17 protein-coding genes and 2 pseudogenes are annotated in these 24,367 nt (G+C 69.6%); 9 read left to right on the top strand and 10 right to left on the bottom strand.

Features of this window, described 5'->3' with window-relative positions; genetic code table 11:
- Positions 1–26: 26 nt before the first annotated feature.
- Positions 27–1,457, bottom strand: coding sequence for an endo-1,4-beta-xylanase (locus ACTMVF_RS16515; RefSeq protein WP_441271792.1), 1,431 nt, complete (start codon positions 1,455–1,457; stop codon positions 27–29).
- Between the two features lie 810 nt (positions 1,458–2,267).
- Between ACTMVF_RS16515 and ACTMVF_RS16510 the strand changes: the two genes are divergently transcribed.
- A complete protein-coding gene (locus tag ACTMVF_RS16510) occupies positions 2,268–3,734 on the top strand; it encodes a non-reducing end alpha-L-arabinofuranosidase family hydrolase (protein ID WP_441271791.1) in 1,467 nt (488 codons plus the stop codon).
- Here ACTMVF_RS16510 and ACTMVF_RS16505 read toward each other — a convergent pair.
- From ACTMVF_RS16505 to ACTMVF_RS16480, 6 genes are all read right to left on the bottom strand, one after another.
- Complete coding sequence (locus tag ACTMVF_RS16505; protein ID WP_441271790.1) at positions 3,675–4,109, bottom strand: hypothetical protein; 435 nt, start codon at positions 4,107–4,109, stop codon at positions 3,675–3,677. The two genes, ACTMVF_RS16510 and ACTMVF_RS16505, sit on opposite strands and share 60 nt — an antisense overlap.
- A 122-nt stretch (positions 4,110–4,231) precedes the next feature.
- Entirely contained in the window at positions 4,232–5,686 is a 1,455-nt protein-coding gene (pntB, locus tag ACTMVF_RS16500) for a Re/Si-specific NAD(P)(+) transhydrogenase subunit beta (RefSeq protein WP_441271789.1), read from the bottom strand.
- 6 nt (positions 5,687–5,692) lie between these two features.
- Positions 5,693–7,273: a Re/Si-specific NAD(P)(+) transhydrogenase subunit alpha gene (locus tag ACTMVF_RS16495; protein ID WP_441271788.1), complete on the bottom strand. Its 1,581-nt coding sequence runs from the start codon at positions 7,271–7,273 to the stop codon at positions 5,693–5,695.
- Between the two features lie 575 nt (positions 7,274–7,848).
- Positions 7,849–8,379 carry a DinB/UmuC family translesion DNA polymerase gene (locus ACTMVF_RS16490; protein WP_441272083.1) on the bottom strand — a complete coding sequence of 177 codons (531 nt, stop codon included), beginning with the start codon at positions 8,377–8,379 and terminating at the stop codon, positions 7,849–7,851.
- A gap of 521 nt (positions 8,380–8,900) precedes the next feature.
- The gene (locus ACTMVF_RS16485; protein WP_441271787.1) at positions 8,901–10,475 is read right to left on the bottom strand and encodes a carboxylesterase/lipase family protein; all 1,575 of its coding nucleotides are present in this window, start codon (positions 10,473–10,475) and stop codon (positions 8,901–8,903) included.
- A gap of 266 nt (positions 10,476–10,741) precedes the next feature.
- The gene (locus ACTMVF_RS16480) at positions 10,742–11,866 is read right to left on the bottom strand and encodes an amidohydrolase family protein (RefSeq protein ID WP_441271786.1); all 1,125 of its coding nucleotides are present in this window, start codon (positions 11,864–11,866) and stop codon (positions 10,742–10,744) included.
- A 207-nt stretch (positions 11,867–12,073) separates the two neighbouring features.
- On the opposite strand from ACTMVF_RS16480, the gene ACTMVF_RS16475 reads away from it, so the two are divergent.
- Entirely contained in the window at positions 12,074–12,550 is a 477-nt protein-coding gene (locus ACTMVF_RS16475) for a MarR family winged helix-turn-helix transcriptional regulator (protein ID WP_441271785.1), read from the top strand.
- A gap of 695 nt (positions 12,551–13,245) precedes the next feature.
- Here ACTMVF_RS16475 and ACTMVF_RS16470 read toward each other — a convergent pair.
- On the bottom strand, positions 13,246–14,049 hold the full coding sequence (locus ACTMVF_RS16470; RefSeq protein ID WP_441271784.1) for an SDR family NAD(P)-dependent oxidoreductase: 804 nt from the start codon (positions 14,047–14,049) through the stop codon (positions 13,246–13,248).
- A gap of 72 nt (positions 14,050–14,121) precedes the next feature.
- On the opposite strand from ACTMVF_RS16470, the gene ACTMVF_RS16465 reads away from it, so the two are divergent.
- A complete protein-coding gene (locus ACTMVF_RS16465; protein ID WP_441271783.1) occupies positions 14,122–14,634 on the top strand; it encodes a MarR family winged helix-turn-helix transcriptional regulator in 513 nt (170 codons plus the stop codon).
- A 264-nt stretch (positions 14,635–14,898) separates the two neighbouring features.
- On the opposite strand, the pseudogene ACTMVF_RS16460 reads toward ACTMVF_RS16465, so the two are convergent.
- Positions 14,899–15,078, bottom strand: a pseudogene (locus ACTMVF_RS16460) (hypothetical protein); the annotation flags it as partial.
- A gap of 140 nt (positions 15,079–15,218) precedes the next feature.
- Between ACTMVF_RS16460 and ACTMVF_RS16455 the strand changes: the two are divergent.
- Entirely contained in the window at positions 15,219–15,791 is a 573-nt protein-coding gene (locus ACTMVF_RS16455; RefSeq protein ID WP_441271782.1) for an antibiotic biosynthesis monooxygenase, read from the top strand.
- A gap of 41 nt (positions 15,792–15,832) precedes the next feature.
- Here the strand turns inward: ACTMVF_RS16455 and ACTMVF_RS16450 are convergent, their stop codons facing one another.
- Positions 15,833–15,985 carry an Lrp/AsnC ligand binding domain-containing protein gene (locus tag ACTMVF_RS16450; RefSeq protein ID WP_441272082.1) on the bottom strand — a complete coding sequence of 51 codons (153 nt, stop codon included), beginning with the start codon at positions 15,983–15,985 and terminating at the stop codon, positions 15,833–15,835.
- A 182-nt stretch (positions 15,986–16,167) separates the two neighbouring features.
- On the opposite strand from ACTMVF_RS16450, the pseudogene ACTMVF_RS16445 reads away from it, so the two are divergent.
- The 5 genes and pseudogenes from ACTMVF_RS16445 to ACTMVF_RS16425 form a co-directional block, all read left to right on the top strand.
- Positions 16,168–16,615, top strand: a pseudogene (locus tag ACTMVF_RS16445) (thioesterase family protein); the annotation flags it as partial.
- 161 nt (positions 16,616–16,776) lie between these two features.
- Positions 16,777–17,433, top strand: a complete 657-nt coding sequence (locus ACTMVF_RS16440; protein ID WP_441272081.1) for a class I SAM-dependent DNA methyltransferase — start codon at positions 16,777–16,779, stop codon at positions 17,431–17,433.
- Between the two features lie 264 nt (positions 17,434–17,697).
- Positions 17,698–19,590, top strand: a complete 1,893-nt coding sequence (locus ACTMVF_RS16435) for a SpoIIE family protein phosphatase (RefSeq protein WP_441271781.1) — start codon at positions 17,698–17,700, stop codon at positions 19,588–19,590.
- Positions 19,591–19,690: 100 nt separating this feature from the next.
- Positions 19,691–20,323, top strand: coding sequence for a DedA family protein (locus tag ACTMVF_RS16430; protein ID WP_441272080.1), 633 nt, complete (start codon positions 19,691–19,693; stop codon positions 20,321–20,323).
- A 161-nt stretch (positions 20,324–20,484) separates the two neighbouring features.
- Positions 20,485–24,367, top strand: a 3,883-nt coding sequence (locus ACTMVF_RS16425; protein ID WP_441271780.1) for an immunoglobulin-like domain-containing protein, incomplete at its 3' end; no start/stop codon positions are given.

Below are 24,367 nucleotides of genomic sequence, written 5' to 3'. Positions count from 1 at the left end.
CACCCTTTCGCTTGTGGCAGGCCTCATCAGGCGCGGGTCCAGCGTTGGTTGCTGCCGTTCGAGCAGGAGTAGAGCTGGATCAGGGTGCCGTTGGCGGTGCCGCCTGCGACGGCGTCGAGGCAGAGGCCGGACTGGACGCCGACGATGGATCCGTCGGAGTTGAGGCGCCACTTCTGGTTGTCGCCGCCCCAGCAGCTGTAGATCTGGACTTTGGTGCCGTTGCCCGTGCCGGCGGCGTCCAGGCACTTGTTGCCGTAGACCCTGAGTTCGCCGGCGGCGGTGTACGTCCACTGCTGGTTGGTGCCGTTGTGGCAGTCCCACAGGTTGAGCTGGGTGCCGTCAGTGGTGCTGGTGCCGGGGACGTCCAGGCAGCGGCCCGAACCGACGCCCTTGATCGGTCCGGAACCCGAAGGGGGCGTAGACGAGCCGCCGTTGAGTGCGTTGAGGACGGCGGTGTAGGCGGGCTTCTTGCTGCCGTCGCCGTTGAACAGCAACGGTGTGTGCTGCGGTCGCCAGGAGTCGGTGTCGCGCACGCCCCAGACGGTGATGCCGAGGCAGCGCGGGACGGCCAGGCAGTCGTTGGTCACGTTGGCATAGGTCGTGGCCGAGGCGCCCTGGATGTCGAGTTCGGTGATGGCCACGTCGACGCCGAGGGCGGCGAAGCTCTGCAGGGTGGTGCGGAAGTTGCTGTTGTAGGGGCTGTCGTTGTTGAAATGCGCCTGGAAGCCTACGCAGTCGATCGGCACGCCGCGCTGCTTGAAGTCCCGGACCATGGCGTACATCGCCTGAGTCTTGGCCCAGGTCCAGTTCTCGACGTTGTAGTCGTTGTAGCAGAGCTTGGCGGCCGGGTCGGCGGCGCGCGCGGTGCGGAAGGCGACCTCGATCCAGTCGTTGCCGGTGCGCTGCAGGTTGGAGTCGCGCCGGGCTCCCGAAGTGCCGTCGGCGAAGGCCTCGTTCACGACGTCCCACTGGGCGATCTTGCCCTTGTAGTGGGTCATCACGCCGTTGATGTGGTTGATCATCGCCTGGCGCAGTGTGCTGCCGCTGAGGGCCTGCATCCAGGCGGGCTGCTGGGAGTGCCAGGCCAGGGTGTGGCCGCGCACCTGCTTTCCGTTCTGCACCGCCCAGTTGTAGACGCGGTCACCGGCGGTGAAGTTGAACTGGCCTCGCTGGGGCTCGGTGGCGTCGATCTTCATCTCGTTCTCGGCCGTCACCGAGTTGAACTCGCGACTCGCTATCGACGTGTACGCCGAGTCGCCCAGCCTGCCCGAGGCGATGGCGGTGCCGAAGTAGCGGCCGCTCTGCGCCGCCGCGGCGCCGAGCGTGTTCTCGGCGGCGTGTGCGGCCGGCGGCGCGGCCAGCGTGCCGACCGCACCGAGGACGCCGACGACCAGCGCCAGCAGCAGGCCGCGGATCTTCCGGCGGACAACGGGTCTGGGAAGGGCATACGAGCCCATGGCTGTGCCTCCAAGGTAGAAATCACGGAAGGACTGAAGCGCAGGGGAATGCGTCGCCTGCTCCCTCGGCAGACGGACGGGGGCGGGCCGGAGCCCGGGCGGCACGGAATCACCGGACACCACGGTCATGGGACCGGGACGATCTCCACCGGCACGGACGGCACCCACCCGGTCGGTCGTCGGGTGACGTACGGCGGGCGGCGGCGGTGTTTCGACACAGGCATGGGGCTACTCCATCGCGGCTCGGCCGGGGGACCGCCACGCGGCGTCGCGTACCTCTCCAACTGCGCGAAGAGCCAGGATGCGCTGGCGCGAACCTCACCGGAACAAACGGGGGTGGCACAGGTGCCTTGGTGCGCGGATCTGTCGTGCAGCACAGATTGCTCAGGCCGACGCTTCGATATCTCGAACTGCGCCCGGTTTCTCAGACAGGGATGATTGAGCTGTTGACGATGGATCGTCAATACTCCCCGCAGAAGAAGTTTCGATTTCTCTACCGAAACATTCGAATCCCCGGCGAGTCGGCCGGGCCGAGCCCGGGACGAGTGCGCGGCCGCCGCTCCCTCGGCTTCTCTCCTCCAAACAGACGCCTTGGACTGGCGGCGTGACAGCTTGTCAAGCCCAGAGGGGAGGCGCTGTTTGTGGACAGATCGGTGACAGGCCTTGACCAGAGGGCGGCACATTCCTAGCTTGTGGCGTCGAACCATCGGGGAATTCTTCGAAATATTTCGAGATTGTCCCTCCACTCGGCACGTCCGCTCCGCGGTTCATCGGGGTCACCCCGCCCCCCGCCCCCAAGGAGGCCCTCTGATGTGGTTTCGCCAACCGTCCCCGGTCCGTCTGAGACGCTTACTTGCCGTCCTCGCGCCCTTGCTGCTCGTGGCCACCTTCCTCGGTGCCCAGCCCGCCGCCGCGGCGACCGTAGACCCCAATGCCTCGTATGTGCTGGTCAACCGCAACAGCGGCAAGGCCCTGGATGTCTACAACCTGGCGACCAACGACGGCGCCCGCATCACCCAGTGGACCAGGAACGATCAGAACCAGCAGCAGTGGCAGTTCGTCGATTCCGGGGGCGGCTACTACCGCCTCAAGTCCCGCCATTCCGGCAAGGTGCTGGACGTCCACAACTTCTCCACCGCCAACGGCGGCTCGATCGTCCAGTGGGCCGACCTGAACGGCACCAACCAGCAGTGGCGGCTGGCCGACAGCTCGGACGGCTACGTGAGGCTCATCTCGCGCCACAGCAACAAGGCCCTCGAAGTGCAAGGCGCCTCCACCGCCGACAACGCGAACATCGTCCAGTACGACGACTGGGGCGGCACCAACCAGCAGTGGCAGCTCGTCAAGGTCGGCGCCGACAACCCCGGCCCGTGCGCTCTTCCGTCGACGTACCGGTGGACATCAACGGGCGCGCTGGCGCAGCCCAAGCCGGGGTGGGTCTCGCTCAAGGACTTCACCGTCGTCCCCTACAACGGCAGGCAACTCGTCTATGGGACGACGCACGACACGGGGACGAAGTGGGGTTCGATGAACTTCGGCCTGTTCACCAACTGGTCGGAGATGGCCTCGGCCAGCCAGAACACGATGTCGAGTTCCACCGTCGCGCCCACGCTCTTCTACTTCGCGCCGAAGAACATCTGGGTGCTCGCCTACCAGTGGGGTAGGACCGCCTTCTCCTACCGGACATCGAGCGACCCCACCAACCCGAATGGCTGGTCATCGGAGCAGGAGCTCTTCTCCGGAAGCATCGCCGGCTCCGGAACGGGCCCCATCGACCAGACGCTCATCGCTGACGGGACGAACATGTACCTGTTCTTCGCCGGTGACAACGGCAAGATCTACCGGGCCAGTATGCCGATCGGGAACTTCCCGGGCAGCTTCGGCTCGAACTCGACAGTGATCATGAGCGATACGACGAACAACCTGTTCGAAGCCCCGCAGGTCTACAAGCTCCAGGGCCAGAACCGCTACCTCATGATCGTCGAGGCTATCGGCTCGCAGGGCCGCTACTTCCGCTCGTTCACGGCCACCAGTCTGAACGGCTCATGGACACCCCAGGCCGCGACCGAGAGCAATCCTTTCGCCGGCAAGGCCAACAGTGGCGCCACCTGGACGAACGACATCAGCCATGGCGAACTGATCCGCACCAGCCCTGATCAGACCATGACCGTCGATCCCTGCAATCTGCAGTTGCTCTACCAGGGGCGCAGCCCCAACTCAGGCGGCGACTACGGCCTCCTGCCCTACCGTCCGGGTCTGCTGACACTGCAGCGCTGACGGCACGACACGGGGTCCGGCTCCGGTAGGGAGCCGGCGTGGCGGGCTCGGCGGAAGGCCGAGCCCGCCCGGGTCGGGCAACGACGTCAGCGCGCGCTGCCCCTCGGCGGTGAGAAGATCGGCGACTCCGTGGCTCTCCGCGAGGGCGTGCGACACGGCGGCGAGCGTGCGGGCCGCCTTCTGGAAGGACGCGAAGGACGTCTTCAGCGCCGATGCGGCACCGACCTCGTCCCTCGCGGCTTCCACCCGGACGCGGGAGCCCTGAAAGACGCCGCGCACGAGGTTGGCGTTGGCCTCGACGTAAAGGCCCGTGAACCCGTGATGAGCGGGTACCCAGAGGACCTGATGACCCGATCCGGTCGCCTGAGTGGCCACGGACGCCCCCCCATGGCGCCCGGGTGCAGCAAGGTCAACGTGGTCACTGCATACCTTCGCACCTTCCTGTCGGCAAGTCGGGCCGTCCGCCGGGCAGGCCCGGCGGACGGCGAGAGAACCGGTCAGCGTGTCGTGCCGGCCATCTCCCGGACCGGCGCGTCGGTGGCGTCGAGGCTGCGCAGGATGTCCTCGACCCGCTGCTTGGCGTCGCCGAAGAGCATCTGGCTGTTCTCGCGGAAGAACAGCGGATTCTGCACGCCCGCGTACCCGGTCGCCATGGAGCGTTTGAAGACCACGACCTGGGCCGCCTCCCACACGTGCAGGACCGGCATCCCGGCGATGGGACTCGCCGGGTCCTCGGCGGCGGCCGGGTTGACGGTGTCGTTGGCGCCGATGACCAGGACGACCGAGGTGGCGGCGAAGTCGTCGTTGATCTCGTCCATTTCCAGCACGATGTCGTACGGCACGTTGGCCTCGGCGAGCAGCACGTTCATGTGACCGGGCAGCCGGCCGGCGACCGGGTGGATGCCGAAGCGCACGTCGACACCGCGCTCGCGCAGCTTGCGCGCCAACTCCGCGACGGGGTACTGGGCTTGGGCGACCGCCATCCCGTATCCGGGGGTGATGATCACCGAGGAGGCGTCCTGAAGGAGTTCGGCGGTCTCCTCCGCGCTGATCTCCCGGTGCTCCCCCTGGTCGCCGCCGTCGCTCGCCACCACCGTCTCGCCCCCGAAACCGCCCGCGATCACCGAGAGGAAGGAGCGGTTCATCGCCTTGCACATGATGTACGACAGATAGGCGCCGGAGGAGCCGACCAGTGCGCCGGTGACGATCAGCAGGTTGTTGGCGAGGAGGAAGCCGGAGGCGGCCGCGGCCCAGCCGGAGTAGCTGTTGAGCATCGAGACCACCACCGGCATGTCGCCGCCGCCGATGGAGGCGACCAGATGGGCGCCGAGGGCCAGTGCCACCACGGTGACCGCGATGAGCAGTCCCATGTGGGGACGGGCGACGAACGCCGCGGTGAGCCCGACGAACGCGGCGAGCGCCCCCAGGTTGAGGGCGTGTCTGCCGGGCAGCATGAGCGGGCGGGACTTGATCCGCGCGGACAGCTTCAGGTAGGCGACGACGGAACCGGTGAAGGTGACGGCGCCGATGAACACACCGATGAACACCTCGGCGTGATGGATGCGCAGCAGCGAGCCGGTGAGTTCCTCACCGGCGTGGCCCCCGGCGTCCGCGTCGAGGTAGCCGTTCCAACCGACGAACGCGGCAGCGAGGCCGACGAGGCTGTGCATGATGGCGATCAGCTCCGGCATGCCGGTCATCTCGACGGCCCGGGCACGCCACAATCCGATGCCCGCCCCGACAGCCGTGGCCACGGCGATCAGCACGAGACCGGTGACGGTGATGCTCCGGGAGGCGAGACCGATGGTGGCGGCCAGGGCGACGACCATGCCGGCCATGCCCCAGACCACTCCCGCGCGGGAGGTCCGGTGTTGCGACAGTCCGGCCAGGCTGAGGATGAACAGCAGCGCGGCGACGACGTATGCGGCCTCTGCGGCCGTGGCGGTGGTCATCCCTGATCAGCCCTTCGAGAACATGCCGAGCATGCGGCGGGTGACGGCGAATCCGCCGAAGACGTTGATGCTCGCCAGCAGGATCGCGGCGAACGACAGCACGGTCACCACGGTGTTCCCGTGCCCGATCTGCAGCAGCGCGCCGACCACGACGATCCCGGAGATCGCGTTGGTGACCGACATCAGCGGGGTGTGCAGGGCGTGGTGCACATGGCCGATGACGTAGAAGCCGATGACGATCGCCAGGACGAAGACCGTGAAATGGGCGATCAGTTGGGGCGGCGAGAAGGCGGTCACCAGGAAGAGCGCGAGCGCTCCGGCGCCGACCAGGGCGTACCCCGACCGCGCGGAGCGGGTGGGCTTCGCGGCGGCTTCGGGGACCGCGGCGGGTTCCGGGCCCTGGGCAGGGGCGGGAGTGGGCGCGGCGGACACCTGCACGGATGGCGGCGGCCAGGTCTTCTCGCCCTCGCGCACCACGGTCATCGAGCGCTGCACCACGTCGTCGAAGTCGAGGACGAGTCGGCCGTCCTTGCCGGGAGTGAGCAGCTTCATCAGGTTGACGAGGTTGGTGCCGTACAGCTGCGACGCCTGGGCCGGGAGCCTGCCGGGCAGGTCGGTGTAGCCGATGATCGTCACGTCGTTGTCGGTGACGACCGCCTTCCCGGCGACCGTTCCCTCGACGTTGCCGCCCTGGGCCGCGGCCATGTCGACGATCACGCTGCCGGGCTTCATGCGTGCGACGTCCTGGGCGGTGATGAGCCTCGGCGCCGGCCTGCCCGGGATGAGCGCGGTGGTGATGATGATGTCGACGTCGGCGGCCTGGTCGGCGTACAGCTGCGCGGCGAGCCGGTTGTAGTCGTCCGAGGTGGCCTTGGCGTATCCGTCGCTGCTGACCTCCTGTTCGGCCTGTTCGGGCCGTACCTCGAGGAACTCCCCGCCGAGCGAGCGCACTTGCTCGGCGACCTCGGGCCGGGGGTCGGTGGCGCGGACCACGGCGCCCAGGCTGTGTGCCGCGCCGATCGCCGCGAGGCCTGCCACGCCGGCGCCGGCCACGAGCACCTTGGCCGGCGGCACCTTGCCGGCGGCGGTCACCTGGCCGGTGAAGAAGCGGCCGAAGGCGTGCGCGGCCTCGACCACGGCCCGGTATCCGGCGATGTTCGCCATCGAGCTGAGGACGTCCAGCGACTGGGCGCGTGAGATGCGCGGGACGGCGTCCATGGCGAGCACGGTGATGGGCCGTCGCGCCAACTCCTCGACCAGTTCCGGGTTCAGCGCGGGACCGATGAGCGCGATCAGCGTCGCTCCGTCGCGCAGCCGGCCGATCTCCTCGCTCGAAGGACCGTTGACCTTCAGCACGATCTCGGCCGGCCACGGGTCGCCGAGCCGGGCGCCCGCCTCCTCGTACGCCGCGTCGGAGAAGCGGGACAACTCCCCCGCCCCCGGCTCCACGACCACCTCGTATCCCAGCGCGACAAGTCGGCCCACGGTGGCCGGTGTCGCCGCCACCCTGGTCTCGCCCGCGGTGGACTCGGCGGGTATGCCGATCCGCTGGACTTGCTGTTCCGGTTCCCGTTCCGATGGGACCATCGTCTTCCTCTCTGATCGGGTTCGCCCCCCGCCCGAAGGTCTGCCCTCACTCAGTCGTCGGGAAGCCGAGGTTGGATCCCCCGTGCGCGTGGGCGTCTCCGGCGTCGACGAAGCCGGGGAGGCTACAACCGAGGTCGAACTGCTCCTTGCCGGTGCTGTGTCAGATCGTCAGTCAGCCTTGCACCCGTGGCGGTCCCCGCCTTCTGGCATGGCCCGGTTTTCACCAGCGATCCGGAACTGGCCCGCTCCCTCGATGCGCAGTCCGGCGCGACCGATGGCGGACGTCCCCTTGGTCAGTTGCCCCTCACCTGACGTCCGGGACGGCCGCGCCCGGGCCGGGTTGGTCCGTGGTCGGAGAAGGTGGCACTGAAGCGAGTTCCTCGCCGTGCTCCTTCGTCCAGGTCCGGATCGGCACACGGACGTCATCGGTCTCCTCTGTCAGGGAGATCTTCACCCGGTCAGGCTGCCGTGACTGCCCACCCACTCCCGGTACCGGGCGAGGGCGGTGTCAACGGCGGTCCACGTCCCTTCGACGGCTGGACCGCCCGGTGTGAACTGCATTGCGACGTGATAGGTCATCGGTTCTCTCCTGACCGGTGCTGCCCGTAGGCACCGTGGGCCTGGGCTCCGGCAGATCGCGTTCGTGCTGCGATCGCAAGGGATGCCGGGTAGAGAACGCCGTGCCCGAAGCAGGCGCGAGCGCGGTCGGCGACGGCTTCCAGCGCGAGGGGCTTGTCGTCGCCGGAATCGAGGGTCAGCTGCCGGGTGGCACGGCCGGCGGGCTGCAGGGCTTCGGCGCGCAGCGCGATGCTGCGCACCCGGGCGCGTTGCAGCCCGAGGGATTCATACACCGCGTACGCGGCGCGCGCCAGGAGCACGGTGTGGAAGGTGGCCTCGGTCATGGTCCGGCTTCGGCGGGTCCCTGTCTGGTCGGCGTAGCGGATGGTGCAGGTCAGGCTCTGGGCGATCTGGCCGTTGGTGCGCAGGCGGGCGCCGAGGCCGTCGGCGAGGGCGCGCCGGTGCTCGGCTGGATCGAGTTCGTCGCACGGGAAGCGGTGTTCGGCGCTGACGCTCGCCGGCGCCCGGGCGGGGTCGACGACCTGGATGTCGCGACCGTGGGAGCGCTCGTGGAGAGTGCGGCCGGTGCGGGCACCGAGCAGGCGCTGCAGAGTGGCATCGCCGAGACGGTGGGCCGGGTCCTCGCGATGGCCTCCGCCGCAGCGAGCCTTTCGCGGCCCGGCGATGCCGCCGAGATCGAGGCCATCACCGACGCGATGATCCGGCTCCTGGTGGGGACACCGCTGCGCTCCGACGGCCAGCTGACCATCAAGTCACTCTCCCGCCTGCGCGCCGAGCACAACCAGCTGCGTACCGACTTTCAGTAACTGGTGCGGGTCGTGCACGTCCTGGAGGTCGAGAACCAGCAGCTACGGCAGTCCGCCGGCAGCGACGGTGTCGTTCGTGTCCTGCCCGTCCAGCACCAGCCAAAGGAGTGAGCTGAGTGCCTTCTGAACTCCGAATCGGCAGCCAAAGGCCGTAGGTCGGAAATAGGCGCTTTGTGCCAGCGTTCGGGGATCGGTCACGGTGACCGATCCCCGAACGGCAACTGCTGCGGCTGGCGGGTGCGTCAGCCGTCGGTGACGGTGACGATGGGGTCGGTCTCGAAAGGCAGGATCTCGTACTGGCGGGCGGTGACATCGTCGGCCGGGGGTTCGGTGATCATGTGGTCGGTTACGGCCGGGGAGCCGCCGATGGCCCGGGAGTTGCCCGCGGCTTCCGGGGCATACGGCGGCCAGCCCGGGGAGCCGGTGGCGGCGAAGGCGGCCCAGGCGCCGACGAGGGTGTCGCGGGCGGTGAGGTGTTCAGGGGTGTCGGCGCCGACATCGGACAGTTTGTCGAAGACGTGGAGCAGGTCGGCGCCGTGGAAGGCGCCCATGGCCGGTCCGCACGGTTCGTCGACGAGGAGGTAGTGGTAGGCGCGGCCTCCCGCCCCTGCCTGGGCCTGGGTCAGACGCGTGGCCGGGATCCGGTAGAGGGCGTCGGTGAGGAAGGCGCTGCGCAGGGCTGAAAGGTCGTCGGGGTCGGCGGTGCGGCTCCGGTAGGCGTCGAGGAGCTTCTCCGGCTCCGTGACACCGGCGCGCCGCATTTCGGTGTACAAGGCTGTTTCGCTCTCGGGGCGGAAGGAGTCGCCGCCGATCATCTGGAAGACGCGGACTTCGTCGCGGGTGGCGCCGACGAGCAGGGGGATGTCGGCGGCGGCGCCGTGGGCGACGGCCTGCTGCGGCGCGACGGGCAGCACGCTGCCGTCGAGTACGGCACCCCAGGACCGGCCGCCGGGCAGGTTGCGCTGCCCGATGTCGCCGGTGACGACCGTGCTCTGCGCATCCAGGATCCGCCGGCAGGCGACGGTGAGCAGGTCCTCCGGGCCGTCGAGGCGGAGTGCGGTGATCAGATCCTCGGCCATGGTGGTGGCGGTGGCCCGATCGAAGATCCGGGACGTGCTGCCGCTCTGGAGGATCGCCTTGTGGAAGTGGCTGACGGCCGCGGGGGCGGCCAGCAGGGCTCCGATGGAGAAGGCACCGGCGGACTGCCCTGCAAGGGTGATGTTGCCGGGGTCACCGCCGAAGGAGGCGATGTTGTCCCGTACCCAGCGCAGGGCGGCCATCTGGTCCTGCAGGGCGAGGTTGGTGGACCCGGCCCACTGGCTGCCGAGGTCGGCCAGGTGCAGGAAACCGAGGGCTCCCAGGCGGTAGTTGGCGGTGACGACGACCGCGCCGGTCTGCCGGGCGAGAGCCGCCCCGTCGCTATAGGGGGGTGCGGCGGAGCCGGCGTCGTATCCGCCGCCGTAGATCCAGACGATGACGGGGCGGACGGCGTCCTCGGCCTTCGTCGTGGGCGTCCAGACGTTGAGATACAGGCAGTCCTCGGACGTCTCCCGGATCTCCGCCGTAGGAAAGGTGGGGAAGGAGGACTTCTGGCTCGCCTCCGACATCAGGGAAGACGCGCCCTGCGCGGGCGCCGGTGCGAAGCGGTCGGCCCGGCGGACACCCTGCCACGGCCGGGGCGGCTGGGGCGGGCGGAACCGCAGCTCGCCCACCGGGGGTGCGGCGAAGGGGATGCCGGCGAAGAGGCGGCCTCCGTCGGGGAGTGCGCATCCGCGAACGGTTCCCGTGGTGGTGTCGGTCAGAAGTGCGTCTGCCATGGCCTGAGCCTGTCTTCCCAAGGTGCGGAGGATTCGTTCTTGCTGTCGGTGTGGTGGGCCAGGCCCTGCCCGACGGAAGTCGCGCCCAGCCGGACGAGCATCACCGCTTGAAGGTCTGCTCAAGCTGCGTACCAACGCCATCGACGGGCGGGCGGATCCCATGAACTCAGGACACCCGGCATTCGGTGCCGGTGCTCACGGGCTGGGCCGACGGCACATGTCTGTGCCGTCGGCCCAGCCATACTCCTCACCTGCTGCTGTCTTGATCAGAGGTTCAGCAGGTGTGCCGCGTTGCGGTGTGCGATGCGTTTGAGGTCGGCACGGGAGAACGGCGCTGTGCGGAGGAACTCGACTGCCTCGGCGGTTGATTCATAGGGGTAGTCGACGGCGAACAGCAGCCGGTCGGCGCCGATGGCCTGGACGGCTCCGAGGAGGGCCGCGTGGGAGAAGACGCCGCTGGTGGTCGCGTAGAGGTTGTGCCGCAGGTAGTGGGAGGGCAGGTGGCGTGGCCTGCCCTTGGGGTCGGCCTGGTGGTAGCGGCTGTCGAGCCGGGCCAGCTGGAAAGGCAGCAGTTCGCCCATGTGCCCCAGCGTCACCGAGGCCCGAGGGAACTCGTCGAACACTCCACCGTAGATCAGGCGAAGTGCATGGGCGCCGACCTGCGCTGTCCATCCCCAGGACGGCCCGCTCAGCACGGGATGCCCCTGGAACACCCGCCACTGATCGGCGGGGAAGAGCGCGGGATGGAGGTAGAGCGTCACGCCGAGCCGTTCAAGCTCGGCCCACACCGGCCGGAACTGCGGCTCGTCGAGGTAGTGGCCCAGAACGTGGTCGTTGTGCAGGACTCCCTTGAGGCCGAGTTGCTCCACCGCCCGGCGCAGTTCGGCCACGGCGGCCTTCGGATCCTGGAACGGCAGGGTTGCGAAGCCGGCGAACCTTGTCGGGTGGGCGGCGACCACGTCGGCCAGGCGGTCGTTGACCCGGCGGGCCGTGGCCACGGCCTCGGAGGGGTCCTCGATGGCCTCCACGCCGGGTGAGGTGAGCGACAGGACCTGTATGTCCACGCCGTGCTTGTCCATGTCCGCCAGCCGCAACTCCGTGAAGTCGGCGAGCCGGCGCCCCCACTCCTGCCCCCAGCCGGGGGGCATCCGGGCTTCGCCCGGCCACGGGATCAGCTCCGGAACGGAGAACGCCTCTTCGACTGCGATCACCTTCATGCGGCGCCCCAGGCGGCCGGTGGCGGTCCCGGCCGACGTGGAGGCGGTGGTCTGGGCGGCGGAGGCCGGGGCCGCGAGGGCTGCCGTGCCGGCGGTGGCGCCGGCCGCGACGGCCAGCAGACGCCGCCGCGAGGTGCCCGCGGCGAGGGGGGATACAGGCGATCCTGTCGTCATCGTCCTGCCTTCCATCGTTTTTACGGGAATCGGGGACATAGGTCGGAGCGGTGGGATCGATCCGATCCCACCATTAGGTAACCTAATCGTAGGCTACCTAATGAAGGGGGATCTGGGAAGCTCCGGCAATGTTGGGCGCCAGGTCTGACCGGCTTACGATCGGCAGACCGCGCCGAACCAATCGCCCCACCGTGAAAGCAGGACCACATGTCCTCCTCCCCGTCTGAATCCGAGCCGCTCATCCGGCTGCTGTGGCGCGCACACAACTGGTTCCGAACCGCCCTGACCACTGCGTTCGAGGCCCAGGAAGACGGGTCGGCCATCAGCGCGGCACACGTGACCCTGCTCAGTCAGCTCCCGTCAGAAGGGGCGAGCATCGCCGAGCTGGCCCGGCGTCTGGGCGTCAGCGCCCCGACCGCGCACCAGTGGGTCCATGAACTCGTCGCCCTGGGCGTGGTGACCGTGGAGAGCGATCCGCACTCCGCCCGGTCGAAGCTCGTACTCCTCACGGCGGCCGGTGCTCGGCGCCGCGCAGAGACGATGCAGATACTGGCAGGGCTCGAAGCCGCGCTCGCCGGGCGCGTCGGTGCGGATACCGTCACCGCACTTCGGGCCGCGTTGGAGGAACCGTGGGGATCTCCGGAATCGGTGGTGGTGGAACTCCCCGGCCCTTCCACCCCTTAACGCCGTTGGCTCCCGGGCGCAGTGGCCAGCCCCTCCCCGGGCGGCAGGCACAAGGCCACCACACGCGGACCGCATGACTGGTCCGGCACGAACCTGCGCGACAACCAGGCCCTGAAACGTCTGCGGAATCCCCGCCAACCGCTCCCGCCGCGATCCGCGCCGACGCCGACCGGCCAAGCTCCACGCCGACACGGGGTACGGCCACGTCCGCCCGAGTCGTTGGCCGCGCAAGCGCGGCGTCACCCGCAAGGGCATGGAGCCCTCGAGCCGCCTGGGCCGCCACCGCTGGACGTTCGAACGCACCGGCGCCTGACCGACTGGATGCCGCCGCCTGCACCCTCGCCTGCTTCCGCCGGCTCACCAAATGAGCTTGTGGTTGACCTGCTCGCCGTCGGCGCGCAGGAGGCGCTCACCCGCTCTCGGCTTCGCTTGAGCGGGGACCCCGTGCTGCGGTCTCAGGATGGCCCACGGACGTCCGGCACGAGGACGACACGTCGCCTTGCGATCGCCTGTACCGGGTGCTGCGGGGCCCGCCCGTCGGGCGGACCCCGAGACCTTCGCAACAGGCACAGGATGAGCGTGCCGCCCTGGTGGCCGCAGACGCTTGGGTCATGGGCCTTGGCGGCGTCGGCGAGCGGGAGGGATCACGCAGGTCACAGCGATGCTGCGGGCGATTCCTCCTGCGGACTCGGTCCTCAGCGCGTGGGCTGTGAGTGCGGTTGGCTGTAGCGGGTGGCGGGGATGGGGACGTTGCCGCCCGTGAGCAGGGCGGTCTCGGCGGCGAGGAAGGCGTCGAGTGCGGCGGTGTGGTCCTCCAGGCCCGGTACACAGATCGTCTCGCCCAGGCGCAGGCCGGCGAGGCTGGCTCGGGCCACGCCTTCCGCGGTCATGGCGGAGGGGATGTTCCTTCCGTATCCGCCGCTGAACTCCGTCGCCACCACGCCCGGGCAGACCACCTGGGTGCGGATGGGGGTGTCGGCGAGTTCGTGGGTGAGGGTGCGGGTGAAGGCGACGGTGGCGGCCTTGGCGGCGTTGTAGATGGTGCGGGGCGGCATGTGCGGGTTGCTCTGCCCGGCGCTGAAGGCCAGCAGTGAGGCGACCGTGACGATCGTTCCTTCCCCCGCGGTCAGCATGCCGGGCAGGGCGGCGCGCGCGAGTTGGACGGACGCCACGCCGTTGAGTGTGAGCAGGCGGTCGATCTCCTCCGGGGCGACGTCGGCCAGGGGAGCGTAGCCGCCGTCGCCCGCGTTGCTGATCAGCAGCCGGACATCGCCGGCGGCGATGCGCTTGGTCACGACGGTGAGGCCGTCGTGGTTCCCGAGGTCCGCGGGCAGGACCTCCACGGCGGCGCCGGCCGCGCGGAGTTCGTCCGCGAGCTCGGAAAGGCGGTCGGCCCTTCGGGCCACCAGGACGAAGTCGCAGTCGGCGGCGAGGAGGCGGGCGTAGGCGGCGCCTATACCGGAGGAGGCACCGGTGATGAGAGCAAGAGTACGAGGCATGAGGACAGCGTGATTCAAGTACCTGCATGATGTCAAACGTTTGATAGGAGACCAGTGTCGTATTCTCTCCGTATGACGCTGCATGACGAGGGGCCGGTCGGCGCCGACGCACTGGACCGGGTGACCTGGGCACTGCGGCGGGCGGAGTTGGCCGTGACAGCCCTGAAGGAGCAACGGTTGCGCTCGCTGGGCATGGCGGCGGCACACTATTCGCTGCTCATCGCCGTCCACGTCGATCCCGGCCTGGCCGGAGCGGAACTGGCCCGCCGCCTGAACGTCACCCCGCAGGCGGTGGCCTCCCTGGTGACCCGGCTGGAGGGCCGGGGCCAACTGGAACGCCGGCCACACCCGCGCCACCGTCACGTGCAGGAGCTCCACCTCACCGACGCCGGCCGCGACGCCCTGCGCAAGGCCGACTCCGTGATCGCGGAGATCGAACAGCAGATCACCGAGAAGCTCGGCGCCAAGGACTCCACCCAACTGCAGGCGCTCCTCGGTCAGGTGACCGACGCGATACAACAGGTGCAACCGGCAGGCCCCCTCAGCAGACCGGTCACCTTGCGCGAAAACGGCACACCGGGGTGACCGTGCGAGCAGTCGACGCGGTCCGCCGCCACACCCGCTGACCGCCGGGCCGAAACCGGCCCAGCAGCTTGCAGTTTGCGGCTGGCGACAGCGTTCCTATTGGAGTCGGCCGCGGTTGGACCTGACGCTGCATCCGGCAACACGCTCGGACTGGACGAAGAATCGAGCTGGAAGAGGCCGACGGACTCGGACGCGTGGATGAGTTCGAAGGCCAGGCGGTCGTTCAGGTCGACGTGGTCGGGGTTGTCGAGATCGATTCCGGCGGCCGGTTTCAGAGTCGGCGTAGCGCACCGCGTTGGTCAGCACCGTCCGCACATCGAGCTGGTCGGCCAAGCCCACCGTCCGCGCGGCCAGACGCAGCGACCCGGGCCCGGTGCCCTGCCGCCCGAGCCACACCGCTTCCAGCCGCAGCCGTTCCCCGGCCAACTCGTCGCCGGGAGCCACCGATCAAGCGTCGGCATGCAACAGACCCGGCATGAATGCAACGCCACGCCTGCGGTGGGCCGGACGTGTGCTCGGCCGCCGCCCGGAAACGCCCCGGCGTCGCGTGCATGGGCCGTGACCACCGTGGCACCCGGTCATTCATGAGCACGACCAGAACGCCCGGCGTACAGCGAAACCGAGCCGTCACCGCCGTCTTCACCTGGCAGGTGCGGCCCGGCCGGGAGGCGCAGTTCGAGGAATGGACGCACGGTGTCACACGGACCGCCTCGAAGTTCCCGGGCAGCGAGGGTGTCGTCTGGGTACGGCCCGAGAAGGGGCACCTGTTCCACGCCATCGCACGTTTCAGCGACCCGGAACGGCTGAAGGCGTGGCTGGTCTCCCCCGAGCGAGCGGAATGGCACCGGCGGATCGCCGACATCGCGACCGAGATCAGCAGTGAGCGGCAGGCCACGACCGGCATGGAGACCTGGTTCAGCCTGCCGGGCACGACAGTGCACTCCCCGCCCCGCTGGAAGATGGCCCTGACCACTCTGCTGGCCGCCTACCCCCTCGTACTCCTGCTGCAGTGGCTGGTCGTACCCGCGACCGCCGACTGGCCCCTGCCGCTGCGCGCCGCGCTCTTCCCGGCCGTACTCCTGCCGTCCCTGACCTACCTGATCATGCCGTCACTCAGCCGGCTGCTCAGGCTGTGGCTGTATCGCCCACCGACCTGATACGACAACCGGCCACTCAGCAGCACGGTTTGCCGCCCCCTCTACGGGCCCGGCTTGACGGTCTTCATTGTGAAATGCGAGGTCACGTTCTTGATCCGGGGAATGGTCAGGACTCGCCGGCTAAGGAAGGCCTCGTAGGCCGCCGGCAGATCGGCGACAGCCACGCGTACGAAGTAGTCGCGGCTGCCGAACAGCCGCCGCAGCTCCCGTACTTCTTCCGCCTGCGCGAGGTCTTCTCGAAGCGCTCGACCGTCTCCGCGTCCTGCGCCTCGAGACTGAGGTCGATCAGGACCTCGAAGGAGCGGCCCACGGAGGCCGGGTCGATCACGGCCCGGTAGCCGCGGATGACACCGTCGGCCTCCAGCCGCTGCACCCGGCGCAGGCGGGCGGCTCCGACGACCGCCTCACCTCGCCGGAGTCACTCACCTCGTGGCCGATGTCCGACCTATGGCCCGGCGGCTACATAGCCTCCCTGGACGTCCGCCCCGTCGCACCGCCCCGACCGGGCCGTGCGACCGTCTGGGTCTCCAGCCACTGGATCTGGTCGCCGGCGTTCCCGTCAGCCCGCTCGCGTCGTATCTCGCCCTGGTCGACACGGCCAACGGCATCGCCGTCCGCCGGCCGCCAGCGCATGGATCTTCCCCAATGTCGACCTGACCGTCCATCTCCACCGACAGCCGCGAGGGGCCTGGACGGGACTGGATACCACCGTCACCTTCGGCCCTTCCGGACAGGGCCTCACCAGTACGGTCCTGCACGACGTCGACGGCCCGGTCGGTCAAGCCCAGCAGATCCTCACGGTCCGACCCTCGTCAGGGGCATGAGGGGCTCGTCGCCGCTCCCCAGGCCGCAGCCACACTCCCCACGCCGCCGCACCCACACTCCCCAGGCCGCACCCACACCCGTACAACTGTGCCAAAATCGCCTATAGGCATCAGAGGAGAATCCCGTGAGCAGCTCCGCTGACAAGGTCGACTACGGCAATATGCAGCTCGACCGCACAGGCCAGGCCGAGGCCTTCGACGCCATCGGTGAGCGCTATGACGCGGCCTTTCCCCACAAGGAAGGGCAGGTCGCGTCCGCCGAGTGGCTCGGTGTGTCCCTGCCGGCCGGGTCCCGCGTGCTGGACCTGGGGTGCGGCACCGGGCTCCCGACGGCGCGCCAGTTGGCGGAGGCGGGCTTCGAGGTCGTCGGTGTCGATCTGTCGGACCAGATGGTCTCGCTGGCCCGCCGGCAGGTGCCCACCGGGGAGTTCCATCGGGCGGACATCGCGGATCTGCGGCCCGGAGGCCCTTTGGACCTCGGCCGCTTCGACGCGGTGGTGGCGTTCTTCTCGCTGCTCATGCTCCCGCGCGCCGAGATCCCGCTCGCCCTGCGAACCGTCCACCACCTGCTGGTTCCGGGCGGCCTCTTCGCGCTGTCGATGGTGGAGGCCGATGTGGACGACTTCGCGATCCCGTTCATCGGCGAGAGCATCCGGGTCTCCGGCTATCTGAGGGACGAGCTGCGCGACGTCGTCGAGGCGGCCGGTTTCGAGATCACCGACGAGTCCTCGTACACGTACGCTCCCGCGAGCGCGGACGTCCAGCCCGAGGTGCAGATCTTCCTGCGCTGCCGACGGCGCCCTGCCGACGACTCCTGATCCGCCCGCTCCGGCGCGGGCCCGCACGGCGGGAAGGACACGATGACGAAGCGTCTCGGGGCCGGTGAAGGCACCGGCAGGCAGGCGGCCGGCGCGCAACGGCACGCCGCGCTCCCGCATCGGCCACCTCGGCCGCAGCACTCCGCTCCGTCAACCCCGTCAGCGCCGTCAGCGCCGTCAGCGCCATCCAACGACCGTGCCGACGAGGCCGAGGACCTGACCCACTCGGCAAGGCGTCCCGGTTCGCACGACAGTGACCCGGCGATGCTGCCGACGCCCGCGCCCGCGAGAGCCCCTGCCGCCGGGCTGGGGGCTCCACGGCGCGACGTGCCGGACGTCATCGAGCCGCAGACCGACAGGCTCCGCTATCTCGACGCGGCGACCCGGCAGATCGCCCGCGGTATGAACCTCGACGAGACCTTGTACGAGCTGTGCCGGACGGCCGTTCCCGCATTCGCCGACGCGGCGTTCGTCCATCTGTACGATCCGCTGCCGGTCGGCGACGAGGTCGCCGCCGCTCCCGCCGCTCCCGCCGCTCCCGGCGTCCTGCGACTGCACACCACGGACCGCGTCTCCCCGCAGGAACCGGCCACCCCGGCCACCGCGGCCACCCCGGCCACCCCGGCCGCTACGGCCTCCCCGACCTCCCCTGACTCTCCGGCCGCCCCCGGCATTCCGGTCGCCCCTGGCCTTCCGAACCCCCCTCGCTCCGAGCCGCCCGTGCAGCCGGCGGAAGTCGTACGCCCGGCCGCCGACGGTCAACTCGCCAAGCTGCTGAAGGAGGGGCGGCCGGTGCTCGGGAGCACCGCGGGCGTCGCCTCCACCGCGGCCGAGCTGCTGGGCGGCGCGAAGGCTCGGCAGGCCATGCCGCCCGGGCAACGGCTGATCATCGCCCCGCTGCACGGCCGTAGCCATGCCCTGGGCAGCGTCGTCCTCCTCCGCGGACCCGGCCGGACCGACTTCACCGGCGACGACCTTCTCGTGGCCTCCCAACTCGCCACTCACACCGCGCTGGGCATCGACAAGGCGATGCTGTTCGCGCGCGAGGCATCGGTCGCGGACGCGCTGCAGCGCACGATGCTCCCGCCGTCCCTGCCCGAGCCCCCCGGGGTCAAGCTGGCCAGTCGCTACCTGCCCGCCTCGCGGACCGCCCAGGTCGGCGGCGACTGGTACGACGCGATCCCGCTGCCCGGCAACCGTGTCGCCCTCGTCATCGGCGACGTGATGGGCCACTCCATGACATCGGCCGCGATCATGGGCCAGCTGCGCACCACCGTGCAGACCCTGGCCCTGCTCGACCTGCCCCCCGACGAGGTCCTGCACCATCTCGACGAGCAGGCCGGGCGCCTGGGCACCGAGCACACGGCGACCTGCCTCTACGCCATGTACGACCCCGTCCTGCACCGGCTGCTGGTCTCCAACGCCGGCCATCTGCCGCCGGTCCTCCTGCACCCCGACGGTCGCGGGGAGATCCTGCGGGTCCCGCCCGGAGCGCCGATCGGCGTGGGCATCGGCGGATTCGAGTCCACCGAGTTGCACGCGCCGGCCGGGGCGACGCTGCTGCTGTACACCGACGGCCTGGTCGAGTCCCGTGACGCGGACGTGCTGACCGGGGTGGAGCGGCTGCGGGCACGGCTGCGCGCGGCCGCGTCGGGCCCCGTGCCGCCGGTGCTGGAAACGCTGTGCGACGAGGCGCTCGGCACTCTGGGCGCGGGCGACCGGGACGACGACATCGCGCTGCTCGCCGCCCGGTTCGAGGGCATCCTGCCGGAGACGGTCGCGTACTGGTACATGGCCCCTCGCCCGCAGACCGCGGGACAAGCCCGCCGGCTGACCCGCAGGACGCTCCACCTGTGGGGGCTCGACTCCCTGGTGGAGTCCACCGAACTCCTGGTCAGCGAGGTGGTGGCGAACGCCGTTCGCTTCGCCTCCCGGCCGATCACGCTACGACTGCTCTGCACGGACGTCCTGCGCTGCGAGGTCGGCGACGACTCCCCGGTGGTGCCGAGGATGCGGCACGCCCGGCTGAGCGACGAGGGCGGCCGAGGACTGTTCCTGGTCGACCAACTGGCACTGCGCTGGGGAGCGACGCGGGTGAGCACGGGCAAGGTGGTCTGGTTCGAGCAGCCGCTGCCCGGCGGTCAGGGCCGCGGCTGAGGCTTCGAGCCGCACCGTACGGGACCGCGTGGAGGAACCCCTCCCCGCACGGGATGCTGGAGGGAGGGCGACCTACGAGGACGGCCGGGAGGTGATGGCGGTGATCGCCGTCAACCCGATGGACAGTGCCTCGGTGCTGGCGACCTTCGGCGCGCTCGGTGTCCTCGTGGTGATCTTCGCGGAGTCGGGGCTGCTGGTGTTCGGCTTCTTCCTGCCCGGTGACACGCTGCTGTTCCCGGCGGGTGTGCTGTGTGCGGGGACCGCCCAGCAGGCGCCTCGGCTGGTGCTGTGGCAGGTGCTGCTGGGCGCGGCGGTCGGCGCCGTCGTGGGGGGCCAGGTCGGCTTCCTGCTCGGGCGGCACGGCGGGCGTGCCCTGCTGGCCCGCACTTCGAAACGGGGCGTGCGGGAGACGGCGGCACGCGCGGAGCGGCTTCTGGCTCGCTACGGCTACGGCAAGGCCCTGGTGATCGGCCGTTTCATCCCGATGGTGCGCACCGTCCTGCACCCGGCGGCGGGCGCGCTCGGCGTGCCCACCCGCACCTTCACCGTCTGGCAGATCGTCGGCGGGCTGCTCTGGTCGCAGAGTCTCGTCCTGGCCGGATACGCCCTCGGGGCCTCCGTCCCCGACGTGGACGATTTCCTGCTGCCGCTGGTCGCCCTCGTCGTCGTGATCTCCCTGCTGCCCCTCCTCCCCCTGCTGACCGAGGCACGCCGCGCGAGGCGGAATCGCTGACTCCCATGCGCGATGTTCGACCTGTCGGACATTGTTCGAAACCTCTTGACGCTGCACCACACCCCGTTTGACACTCTCGCAACACGACGTCACACAGCCGAAACGGCAGGGTGCCCATGGCCGAGGCCCGCGGCCCCGCCATGCCTCAGCAGGGACTCCACATGCCGCACATCGCACGCGACATCGCACGCGTCCATGGCCGCGCGAGACGCCTGGCGGGTCGACTCGCCGGACTGACCGCCGCGTCGCTGGTCCTGGGACTCGCCGCGTCCACCGTTCCCGCTCAAGCCGCGGACACGGCCGCACCGGCGGAGATCACGGACGGTCTCGCCCTCTGGTACAAGCTCGACGCCACCTCCGGCAGCACCGTGACCGACGCCTCCGGCAACGGCCGTGACGGCACGGTGAGCGGCGCCGCCGACTGGTCGGGCACCGGTGAGGGGCTCGCCTTCAACGGCTCGGACACCTACGTCAAGGTGCCGAACGACGTCATGAAGAGCATGGACGCGATCACCGTCTCGATGGACGTGCGGATCGACTCCACGCAGTCCACGCCGTACTTCCTCTACGGCTTCGGCAACTCCAGCGGCAGCAGCGGCAACGGCTACCTGTTCACCACCGGCAACTCCTACCGGACGTCCATCGCTACCGGCAACTGGTCGACGGAGCAGACCACCCGGCCCGCCGACTCGCACAATCTGACCCGCTCGGTGTGGAAGCACGTCACCTACACCCAGACCGGCGGCACCGGCGTGCTGTACGAGGACGGCGTGGAGGTCGGCCGCAACACCTCGGTCACCATCACCCCCGGCGCCATCGGCTCCGGCACCACCACCGCCAACTACATAGGCAAGTCGGTCTACTCGGGCGACAAGCTCTTCAAGGGCCGCATCCGCGACTTCCGGGTCTACGACCGCGCCCTCGCCGGCTCCGAGGTCGAGCAACTCGCCCTCCCCGTCGCCACGCAGGGCGTCGCCGACGACAAGGCCGCGCTGAGCCTCGGGGACACCAGCGCGGTCACGGCCGACCTCGACCTGCCGAGGACCGGCACGGCCGGCGGCTCCTCGATCAGCTGGGCCAGCGACAACCCGGCCGTCGTGTCCGACTCCGGCGCGGTGACCCGCCCCACGGCCGGCGAACCGGACGCCACGGCCACGCTCACGGCGACCCTCAAGAAGGGCGCGGTGACCGACACCAAGGCCTTCGACGTCACGGTCCTGCCCGCCTTCGACGACGAGACGGCCACCGAGCAGGCCGCCGAGTCCCTCAGCGTCCACAACCTCGACGACGTACGCGGCAACCTGACGCTCCCCGCACAAGGTGACTACGGCACCGAGGTCGCCTGGTCCTCCGCGAACCCGGACGTCGTCTCCGCCGACGGCGTGGTCCACCGCCCCGCGCACGGCGACGGCGCCACCACCGTCGAGCTGACCGCCACCGTCACCAAGGGCGAGGCAAAGACGACCCGCACGTTCACCGCGAAGGTGCCCGAACTGCCGAAGCACGAGGCCCTCAAGGGCTACATGTTCAGCTACTTCACGGGCGAGGGCACCGCGGACGGCGAGCAGCTCTACGCCGCCCTCAGCAAGGGCAACGACCCGCTGAAGTGGCGGGAGTTGAACGACGGCAAGCCGGTCCTGACGTCCACGCTCGGCGAGAAGGGCCTGCGCGACCCGTTCATCATCCGCTCCCCGGAGGGCGACAAGTTCTACCAGATCGCCACCGACCTCAGGATCTACGGCAACGGCGACTGGGACGCCTCCCAGCGCACCGGCAGCAAGTCCATCATGGTCTGGGAGTCCACCGACCTGGTGCACTGGACGAACCAGCGGCTGGTCAAGGTCTCTCCGGACAGCGCCGGCAACACCTGGGCGCCGGAAGCCTTCTACGACGCACAGCGCGGTGAGTACGTCGTCTTCTGGGCGTCGAAGCTGTACGACAACGAGGCGCACTCCGGCAACACGTACAACCGCATGATGTACGCGACGACCCGCGACTTCTACACCTTCAGCGAGCCCAAGGTGTGGATCGACCGCGGCTACTCCGTCATCGACTCCACGGTGATCGCGCACGACGGGACGTACTTCCGTCTCTCCAAGGACGAGCGGAACAACACCTCCTCGACGCCCAACAGCAAGTTCATCTTCGAGGAGAAGAGCGACTCCCTGCTGGACCTGTCCTGGGACGCCGTCGCCGAGGGCATCGGCAAGGGCGCGATGAGCGCGGCCGAGGGGCCGCTGGTGTTCAAGTCGAACACCGAGGACAAGTGGTACGCGTTCCTCGACGAGTTCGGCGGCCGCGGCTACATCCCCTTCGAGACGACCGACCTGGCCTCCGGCACCTGGACCCCGTCCACCGGCTACGACCTGCCGGCCAAGCCCCGCCACGGCACCGTCCTGCCGGTCACCCAGGCCGAGTACGACCGCCTGCTGCGCGCCTACCAGCCCGACCAGCTCGTGGAGAGCGTGGAGGGCGTGAAGGTGACGACGAAGACCGGCCAGGCGCCCGTCCTGCCGGCCACCGTGATCGCCGAGTACGCCGACGGCGTCAAGCGCCCGGTCGCCGTCACCTGGGAGGACGTCCCGGAGTCGAAGTACGCGCAGAGCGGCACCTTCACCGTGACCGGAAGCCTGCCGGGCGGCGCCGCGATCCCGGTCCGGGCCGAGGTCACCGTCTCGGCGGAAGGACCGGACGTCCCGGCCGACCTGCTCCTGCAGTACGACTTCGACGAGACCGGCGGCAACATCGCCCGTGACTCCAGCGGACACGGTTACCACGGCACCTATGTCCGTACGCCCGACTTCGGCACCGGCGTCGAGGGCGGCTCGTTCAAGATGTCCGGCGGTGCGGGCTCCTCGACCACCTCGCCGTACGTCCGTGTCCCGAACGGCGTGCTGAAGGACGCCGACAGCGTGACCGTCTCGACGTACGCCAAGTGGAAGGGCGGCGACAGCTTCCAGTGGCTGTTCGGGCTCGGCCCCGACAGCAACAAGTACCTCTTCGCGACCCCCTCGAACGGCGGCTCCAGTCTCTACTCGGCCATCACGAAGGCGAGTTGGTCGGCCGAGTCGAAGCTGACGGCCGGCTCGCAGCTCACGCCCGGCGAGTGGCGGCACGTCACCGTCACCCTCGACGGCACGACCGGCACGATGGTCCTCTACGTCGACGGCATCCAGGCGGCCCGGGCGACCGGTGTCACCATCAAGCCGTCCGAGCTGTACGACGCGAACAAGGACTACAGCGGCTACATCGGCAAGTCCCTGTACTCGGCCGACCCGTACTTCGGCGGCGAGGTCGACGACTTCCGCATCTACGACCGGGCCCTCACGGCCGCGGAGGTCATGGAGCTCAGCGGCAACACCGCGGGCATCGCCAAGGCGACGGACCCCGCGCTGAAGGTCGACGCCCTCGTCGACAACACCGGCAGCAGGATCACGCTGCCGATGAAGGAGGGCACCGATCTCACCGCGCTGGCACCGGAGTTCACCCTCGCCCACGGCGCGGCGATCAGCCCGGCCTCCGGCAGCGTGCAGGACTTCAGCAAGCCGGTGACGTACGAGGTGACGGGCTCCGACGGCAAGAAGCGCACCTGGACGGTCTCGGCGATCGTCATGAAGAGCCCGGTCCTGCCGGGGCTCACCGCCGACCCGAACATCGTCCGCTTCGGCGACACCTTCTACCTCTACCCGACCACCGACGGCTTCCCGGGCTGGAGCGGTACGCAGTTCAAGGCGTACTCCTCCACGGACCTGGTCCACTGGAAGGACCACGGCGTCATCCTCGACCTCGGTCCCGATGTCTCCTGGGCGGACAGCAGGGCCTGGGCGCCGGCGATCGCCGAGAAGGACGGGAAGTACTACTTCTACTTCTGCGCCGACGCCAACATCGGAGTGGCGGTGTCCGACTCGCCGACCGGTCCGTTCAAGGACGCGCTCGGTCAACCGCTGCTCAAGGCGGGCCAGTTCAGCGGCCAGATGATCGACCCGGCGGTCTTCACGGACGACGACGGGCAGTCGTACCTCTACTGGGGCAACGGACGCGCCT

This window comes from Streptomyces sp. SD31, from assembly GCF_052068475.1.
Classification (GTDB): Bacteria; Actinomycetota; Actinomycetes; order Streptomycetales; family Streptomycetaceae; genus Streptomyces.
Note: the sequence above shows the minus strand (reverse complement) of the source record. Positions and strands in the feature narration are given on the sequence as shown.

Bases quoted from the DNA above. Each gene is read 5' to 3' on its own strand.
- ACTMVF_RS16515 (WP_441271792.1), bottom strand. From the start codon at position 1,457: ATGGGCTCGTATGCCCTTCCCAGACCCGTTGTCCGCCGGAAGATCCGC.
- ACTMVF_RS16510 (WP_441271791.1), top strand. From the start codon at position 2,268: ATGTGGTTTCGCCAACCGTCCCCGGTCCGTCTGAGACGCTTACTTGCC.
- pntB (WP_441271789.1), bottom strand. From the start codon at position 5,686: ATGACCACCGCCACGGCCGCAGAGGCCGCATACGTCGTCGCCGCGCTG.
- ACTMVF_RS16495 (WP_441271788.1), bottom strand. From the start codon at position 7,273: ATGGTCCCATCGGAACGGGAACCGGAACAGCAAGTCCAGCGGATCGGC.
- ACTMVF_RS16485 (WP_441271787.1), bottom strand. From the start codon at position 10,475: ATGGCAGACGCACTTCTGACCGACACCACCACGGGAACCGTTCGCGGA.
- ACTMVF_RS16480 (WP_441271786.1), bottom strand. From the start codon at position 11,866: ATGACGACAGGATCGCCTGTATCCCCCCTCGCCGCGGGCACCTCGCGG.
- ACTMVF_RS16475 (WP_441271785.1), top strand. From the start codon at position 12,074: ATGTCCTCCTCCCCGTCTGAATCCGAGCCGCTCATCCGGCTGCTGTGG.
- ACTMVF_RS16470 (WP_441271784.1), bottom strand. From the start codon at position 14,049: ATGCCTCGTACTCTTGCTCTCATCACCGGTGCCTCCTCCGGTATAGGC.
- ACTMVF_RS16465 (WP_441271783.1), top strand. From the start codon at position 14,122: ATGACGCTGCATGACGAGGGGCCGGTCGGCGCCGACGCACTGGACCGG.
- ACTMVF_RS16455 (WP_441271782.1), top strand. From the start codon at position 15,219: ATGAGCACGACCAGAACGCCCGGCGTACAGCGAAACCGAGCCGTCACC.
- ACTMVF_RS16440 (WP_441272081.1), top strand. From the start codon at position 16,777: ATGCAGCTCGACCGCACAGGCCAGGCCGAGGCCTTCGACGCCATCGGT.
- ACTMVF_RS16435 (WP_441271781.1), top strand. From the start codon at position 17,698: ATGCTGCCGACGCCCGCGCCCGCGAGAGCCCCTGCCGCCGGGCTGGGG.